Origin of the sequence: Haemophilus sp. C1 (genome assembly GCF_001276515.1) — a bacterium.
Classification (GTDB): Bacteria; Pseudomonadota; Gammaproteobacteria; order Enterobacterales; family Pasteurellaceae; genus Haemophilus.
This window is the reverse complement of the sequence record NZ_LDVZ01000038.1, coordinates 1-7,335: the sequence shown is the minus strand read 5'-3', so window position 1 is coordinate 7,335 and position 7,335 is coordinate 1. Positions and strand designations below refer to the sequence as shown.

The 7,335-nt window shown below is 39.1% G+C and carries 6 protein-coding genes and 1 pseudogene; 3 read left to right on the top strand and 4 right to left on the bottom strand.

Going from position 1 to position 7,335, the window contains the following annotated elements:
- Positions 1–87, top strand: an 87-nt coding sequence (locus tag ABW51_RS09935; RefSeq protein WP_153064651.1) for an IS3 family transposase, incomplete at its 5' end; no start/stop codon positions are given.
- 138 nt (positions 88–225) lie between these two features.
- Positions 226–1,182, top strand: a complete 957-nt coding sequence (locus ABW51_RS09155) for a sigma 54-interacting transcriptional regulator (RefSeq protein ID WP_053466498.1) — start codon at positions 226–228, stop codon at positions 1,180–1,182.
- Between the two features lie 11 nt (positions 1,183–1,193).
- Here ABW51_RS09155 and hflX read toward each other — a convergent pair.
- The 3 genes and pseudogenes from hflX to rluC all read right to left on the bottom strand — a co-directional run bounded on the left by hflX (position 1,194) and on the right by rluC (position 3,906).
- Positions 1,194–2,556, bottom strand: a pseudogene (gene hflX / locus ABW51_RS09150) (ribosome rescue GTPase HflX).
- Positions 2,557–2,570: 14 nt separating this feature from the next.
- Complete coding sequence (gene hfq, locus ABW51_RS09145; RefSeq protein WP_005630053.1) at positions 2,571–2,846, bottom strand: RNA chaperone Hfq; 276 nt, start codon at positions 2,844–2,846, stop codon at positions 2,571–2,573.
- Between the two features lie 91 nt (positions 2,847–2,937).
- Positions 2,938–3,906 (bottom strand): 23S rRNA pseudouridine(955/2504/2580) synthase RluC, encoded by a 969-nt coding sequence (rluC, locus tag ABW51_RS09140; protein ID WP_053466497.1) that lies wholly within the window; start codon positions 3,904–3,906, stop codon positions 2,938–2,940.
- 412 nt (positions 3,907–4,318) lie between these two features.
- On the opposite strand from rluC, the gene rne reads away from it, so the two are divergent.
- Positions 4,319–7,132 (top strand): ribonuclease E, encoded by a 2,814-nt coding sequence (rne, locus tag ABW51_RS09135; RefSeq protein WP_053466496.1) that lies wholly within the window; start codon positions 4,319–4,321, stop codon positions 7,130–7,132.
- Here the strand turns inward: rne and ABW51_RS10400 are convergent.
- Positions 7,089–7,335, bottom strand: a 247-nt coding sequence (locus tag ABW51_RS10400) for a hypothetical protein (protein WP_231625717.1), incomplete at its 5' end; no start/stop codon positions are given. The genes rne and ABW51_RS10400 overlap by 44 nt on opposite strands.

The window sequence follows — 7,335 nt, the reverse complement described above, 5'->3', positions numbered from 1 at the left end:
TATTTAGTGTATTACAACCAAAAACGAATTAAACTTGGTTTAAAAGGATTGAGCCCAGTGCAATACCGAGCTCAATATTTAAGTTAACTAACCTGTCCAACTTTTTGGGGGCAGATCAAAGTGCGGTCAAAAATGGTCGCATTTTTACCTTATGTAAAATAATATTTACACTTTGTTGTAAAGAAATTATCATAGCCATATCTTAATTATTTCCATTTCCTGAATATGACAATTTCTAAATTTGATCCACAAAATCCTTTCGATTGTTTTATTGTGCAAAGTGAAGTTATGAAAAGTGCGGTAGAAAACGCGAAACGTTTTGCTATGTTTGATGTGTCTTTGTTAATTCAAGGCGAAACGGGGACAGGAAAAGATTTGTTAGCGAAAGCCTGCCATTATCAGAGTTTACGTCGCGATAAAAAATTTATCGCAGTAAACTGTGCAGGATTGCCTGATGAAGATGCCGAAAGTGAAATGTTTGGTAGAAAAGTTGGCGACAGTGAAACCATTGGTTTTTTTGAGTACGCTAATAAAGGGACGGTTTTACTGGATGGTATTGCTGAACTTTCATTAAGTTTGCAGGCTAAATTATTGCGTTTTTTAACGGATGGATCTTTTCGTCGAGTAGGCGAAGAAAAAGAGCATTATGCAAATGTACGTGTGATTTGCACATCACAAATTCCACTTCATTTGCTTGTTGAGCAAGGTAAAGTTCGTGCTGATTTGTTTCATCGCTTAAATGTTCTCACTATTAATGTGCCACCATTACGTGATCGAATTGCAGATATTGAGCCACTGGCGCAAGGTTTTTTACGGGAAATTAGTGACGAATTAAAAATTGCAAAACCAACTTTTGATAAAGATTTTCTTCTTTATTTGCAGAAATATGATTGGAAAGGGAATGTTCGTGAGCTTTATAACACTCTTTATCGTGCCTGCTCTCTGGTACAAGATAATCATTTAACTATCGAAAGTTTAAATCTTGCTCCGACACAAAGTGCGGTGATTTCTTTGGATGAATTTGAAAATAAAACCTTAGATGAAATCATCGGTTCTTATGAGTCACAAGTCCTAAAATTATTTTATGCAGAATATCCAAGCACGAGAAAATTAGCTCAACGTTTAGGCGTTTCCCATACTGCGATTGCGAATAAATTGAAACAATATGGGATTGGAAAATAATTTTCTATAAATTAGGCATCCTGAGATTGTATTTTAATATCCGCTAATCTAGAAGATTGCTTACATAACTTTAACCACATAATTTTATCAATCTGTACGTCTAATAAGAATTCTCCCTGTTCAGAAATTTGTTCATGGCGTACACAATCAAGTTGATAAAAAGCATGGCGAAGTTTGCCTTCGTGAGGTTGTAAAATTAAAGAAAGAGAAAGTATCTCATTTTTTAACCGCACTTTAATAGCTTCAAACAATAAATGAATACCCAGCTCATCTTGCGCCGAGAGATAGACTGCAACTGGCTGATTTTCATCATTGTATTCGATATGCGGCGCAACATTTTCCAACAAATCAATTTTGTTATATACCAATAGAACAGGAACTTCTCCTGCACCAATTTCTTCTAGCACATCATTGACCGCATCGATATTTTCTTGTTTTCGCGAGTCAGCCGCATCAATCACATGGAGTAATAAGCTGGCCTCTACCGTTTCTTGTAAAGTCGATTTAAAGGCTGAAACAAGATCATGAGGAAGCTGTCGAACAAATCCTACTGTATCCGCTAAAATTGCCGTGCCTACATCTTGAATCTGTAATTTTCGTAAAGTTGGATCTAAGGTTGCAAAAAGCTGATCTGCAGCATAAACCTCTGCATTGGTTAAACGATTAAATAAGGTTGATTTCCCTGCATTGGTATAGCCAACAAGTGAAATTGTCGGGATATCTGCTTTTTGGCGTGTTTGGCGATTTTGATTGCGCTGTTTCTCCACTTTTGCCAATCGATTTTGTAATTGAGAAATGCGCACTTTAATCAATCGACGATCTGTTTCTAACTGAGTTTCACCCGGTCCACGTAATCCTACCGCCCCTTTTTGTTGATCTAAGCCTGTTTTTCGACGAACTAATCGAGTAGATAAGTGTTTTAGTTGAGCAAGTTCAACCTGTAATTTTCCCTCATGAGAGCGTGCTCGTTGGGCGAAAATATCTAAAATGACGCCAGTGCGATCGATTACTCGACAATGACATAAACTTTCTAAGTTACGTGTTTGTGCTGGGGTTAATTGATTGTTAAAAAGCACAACCATTAGCATTATGTGATTGCACCGCATCTGCAATTTCTTGAGCTTTTCCCTCACCTACAAAATATTTAGCTTGAGGAGTGCTACGGCTTGTAGTGATAGTATCTAATACATCCACATTGGCAGAATCAGCGAGTAGCAAAAACTCTTGTAGATCGTCAGTGTTTTTATCTTGCGCAAAGAAAACGTGAACCACGATGGCGGTATCACGCGTTTTTCCAGATTGTTGGGATGAAGAAAGTGCGGTTGAAATTTCCTGAGAATTTTCAACCGCACTTAATAAATATTGATTATCCATTGATGGAGCTGTGATTATTCTGTTTGAGTTTCCACGCTTTCAACGGCTTCAGTTGTTGCTACATGATGGCTGCTATTGTGATGAGAAACAGCGCGCGCAGGCACAACGGTTGAAATTGCGTGTTTATATACCATTTGGTTCACAGTGTTTTTTAATAAAATCACGAATTGATCGAATGATTCAATTTGACCTTGAAGTTTGATTCCATTTACAAGGTAGATTGATACAGGAATGCGTTCGCGACGAAGCGCATTTAAATAAGGATCTTGTAAAGATTGCCCTTTTGCCATTTTGCTATCCTTTGTTGTCGTTATTATGAAATTTTGATGATAGAAACGAGTTGTCTCCGCGCGCAAGTGTAGCAATAAACACAAATGTTGTCTATTTGCTTTCCCGCAACTTTTGTAAAATTGCTTTCATTTTATGATCTAGTGGTGCATTGAAACGTAGTGTTTCACCATTTTTAGGATGCTCAAACCGAATTGAAAAGGCATGTAAGAACAAACGGTTCAATCCCAATTCACTCATTTGTTTATCAAAATCTTTATCACCGTATTTATCATCTAATGCAATGGGATGTCCCGCATATTGTGTATGTACACGAATTTGATGTGTACGCCCTGTGACTGGTGAAGCCTTCACAAGCGTAGCATTTGTATAGCGTTCTTCAATGCTGAAGCGGGTTTCAGATGGTTTGCCTTGCTCGCTGACACGCACAATGCGCTCTCCGCTGGATAATTCATTTTTCAAAAGCGGTGCTTGAACAATTTTTACATGGGATTGCCATTGCCCACGTACTAACGCTAAATAATCTTTCTGAACAGTTTTGACGCGAAGTTGTTCATGCAAATTACGTAATGCCGAACGTTTTTTAGCAATTAATAAAATGCCTGATGTATCGCGATCCAAACGATGAACTAGTTCTAAAAAGCGTGCTTCTGGACGCAATGCCCGCAAGGCTTCAATCACACCAAAATTTAAACCACTCCCGCCATGCACAGCGATTCCTGAAGGTTTATTTAAAACAATTAAACAATCATCTTCAAACAAAATTTGGTTTTCAAGTGCGGCGACTTTATTGAGATTTTTTGAAATCGACGCGTCGTTTTTTTCAGCCACACGCACTGGCGGAACGCGAACAATATCACCTGTTTGCAGTTTATATTCTGGCTTAATCCGGCCTTTATTTACCCGCACTTCACCTTTACGCACAATACGATAAATTAAACTTTTGGGTACACCTTTGAGTTTTGCTAATAAATAATTATCGATACGTTGGCCACTTTCATCTTCGCTAATTGTCAGCATTTTTACTGATGAATTAATGATTTTTTCGTTTTGTTCAGTCATCTTTTTTCCTTTTGAAAATTGGCGCGAATCATATCACAAAGGCACTATTAACGTAACTCTATGAACGTAATATTCACCTTGCTAATTAATCATTTTCTATGGATAATAGAGCGTCTTTTTGCGCCTAAGAATTTGCGTAAAAAAGGATCAGTTTTGTTGGTGAAAACTCAATGCGGCAATCGGCATAAGACATTGATAATCAACATTTTTCTTGAAATGAATTAGCCGCTTGCAACGCGTGTGGAATATCGCGTTGTTTTATAAAGCAAACGTTTATGCTTATATAACGTTATCAATGCACCCAGCAACATACAGTCGTGAGATTGACTGGCGCGAGAAACACGAGGTCGATAACGAAGCAAAGTGCGGTTTATTTTGAGGTCTTTTAAAATATTTAATAAGAGAATTGACAATGAAAAGAATGTTAATTAATGCGACTCAAAAAGAAGAGTTGCGTGTAGCGCTTGTTGACGGACAGCGCTTATTTGACCTGGATATTGAAAGTCCAGGACATGAGCAAAAAAAAGCGAACATCTACAAAGGGAAAATTACTCGCGTTGAGCCAAGCTTAGAAGCGGCTTTTGTAGATTATGGTGCAGAACGTCATGGTTTTTTGCCATTAAAAGAAATTGCTCGTGAATATTTTCCCGATGATTATGTTTTCCAAGGTCGTCCGAATATTCGCGATATCTTGAGCGAAGGCCAAGAAGTTATCGTTCAAGTTAATAAAGAAGAACGCGGAAACAAAGGCGCAGCCTTAACCACTTTCGTTTCTCTTGCGGGTAGTTATTTGGTTATTATGCCAAATAATCCGCGTGCGGGTGGAATCTCTCGTCGTATCGAAGGGGATGAGCGTACTGAATTAAAAGAGGCATTAAGTTCATTAGATGTGCCTGAAGGCGTGGGGTTGATTGTTCGTACTGCTGGTGTGGGGAAATCTCCAGAAGAGTTGCAGTGGGACTTAAAAGTTTTACTTCACCATTGGGAGGCGATTAAACAAGCATCTCAAAATCGTCCAGCACCTTTCTTGATTCACCAAGAAAGTGATGTAATTGTACGTGCTATTCGTGATTATTTGCGCCGTGATATTGGTGAGATCCTTATTGATAGCCCGAAAGTGTTTGAAAAAGCAAAAGAGCATATCAAACTTGTTCGCCCAGATTTCATCAATCGCGTGAAACTTTATCAAGGCGAAGTGCCTCTTTTCAGCCACTATCAGATCGAATCTCAAATTGAGTCCGCATTCCAACGTGAAGTGCGTTTACCTTCTGGCGGCTCAATCGTTATTGATGTAACTGAAGCCTTAACCGCTATTGATATTAACTCCGCGCGTTCTACTCGTGGTGGCGATATTGAAGAAACTGCATTAAATACTAACCTTGAAGCGGCAGATGAAATTGCGCGTCAATTACGTTTGCGTGACTTAGGTGGTCTAGTTGTTATCGATTTCATTGATATGACGCCAGTTCGTCATCAGCGAGAAGTGGAAAATCGTATTCGTGATGCCGTTCGTCAAGATCGTGCTCGTATTCAAATTAGCCGCATTTCTCGTTTCGGTTTGTTAGAAATGTCGCGTCAGCGTTTAAGTCCTTCACTAGGTGAATCTTCACATCACATTTGTCCTCGTTGTCAAGGAACAGGTAAAGTACGTGATAACGAATCTCTTTCTTTGTCTATCTTGCGTTTAATCGAGGAAGAAGCATTAAAAGAAAATACAAAACAAGTGCATACAATTGTGCCAGTACAAATTGCTTCTTACCTTCTTAATGAAAAACGTAAAGCAATAAGCAATATTGAAAAACGTCACAATGTAGATGTCATTGTTGCGCCAAATGAAGCAATGGAAACACCGCACTTTAGCGTTTTCCGCTTACGCGATGGCGAAGAGGTGAATGAATTGAGCTATAACTTAGCGAAAATTCACTGTGAGAAAGATGAAAGCACCGAGGAATCTCTTGTTTCTCGTAATGTGGAAACAACCGTTGTTACTGAACAACCAGCGGTTGAAAGTGCGGCAGTTGCGCTTTCTATTTCTGAAGCTGCTCCGACTCCAGTTGAGCGTAAATCGAATGAGCCGTCTTTGTTAGCGAAAATTATTGTGAAGATTAAAGGCTTGTTTGCTTCTGAATCTGAAGAAAATAAACCGAAAAATAACCGCACTTCGCGTAATTCTAATCGCAATCAACGCCGTTCACAGGATCGCCGTACTTCTCGTCGCCTACGTTCTGAAAATAACGAAACGGAAAGAACCGAAGAACAAGTTCGTAATGTTCGTGAGCGTAATCAACGTCGTCCGCGCCGTAACTTAGTGGAAGAAAGTATCGCTGAAAGTGCGGTAAATTCTACACCAGTTTTTGAGGCTCAAGATGAAAAAACTGAGCAAGTGACTCAACGCCGTCAACGTCGTGATTTACGTAAACGTGTGCGTGTTGAAGATAATGAGATGGCTGTTGAAAATAACGCAAACATTGTTGAACAAATGCCAGAAGTAGATGTTGTCGAAGTTCAGGCCGTTCAAGATGATGAAAAACCAGTTCGTCAAAACCAAGAACGTTCTGAACGTCAAGATCGTCAACGACGTACTCCACGTCATTTGCGTGCAGCGAATAATCAACGTCGTCGCCGTAATCAAGAGCCAAAATCGCCAATGCCATTATTTGCTGCAGTGGCTTCACCTGAGTTGGCAAGTGGAAAAGCTTGGGTGGACTATTCAACAGTGAACACTCCGAAAGAAAATAATTTCTTATCTGTATATGAATTGCTTGAGCAAGAAAAAACTAAAAAAGGTTTTATCACGCCAGCAATGGGGATTGTCGTTGAAGAAAAATCTCTTGAAGTAAAACCAGCATTAGATTTTATTACTCAGCCTGCTAATGAATCTGTACAGAAAAAAGTACAAGAATCTTTGGAGCGTTTAAATTCTCATAAACCTCAAGAAACAGTTGGGGCTACTGAGTCAACGATTGCTGTAAATGAGTCTGAAACTGTAAATGAACCAGCCTTTGTTCGTACTTATGAGTTTAATGGGCGTTTAGGTACTATTTCTTCAGTTACGCATACAAAAGCGGAGATGACTTTGGCGAAAGCGAGTGATGAAATGCCTCAGCCATTCCCAATTATTGAATGGCAAGATTCTCGTTATTATTTCTATGGTAAAGGTGCAGCGGGACATCATTGTGCAATTAGCCACGTTTATTCTGAGCCAACCCGCGCAAAATCAGAATAATCAAAAATAAAAATAGAATTGACGTAACCAAAATTACGTCAATTCTTTTTATTTTTAGGCTGCAGTAAAAATAATCACTTGATAAAAACGAGATGATTTCTGCTTGACGGTCTTTCTCAAAAAACGTATTATGCGTGCGCATTAAATCACGGAGGAATGGTCGAGTGGTTGAAGGCACCGGTCTTGAAAACCGGCGAGGGTTT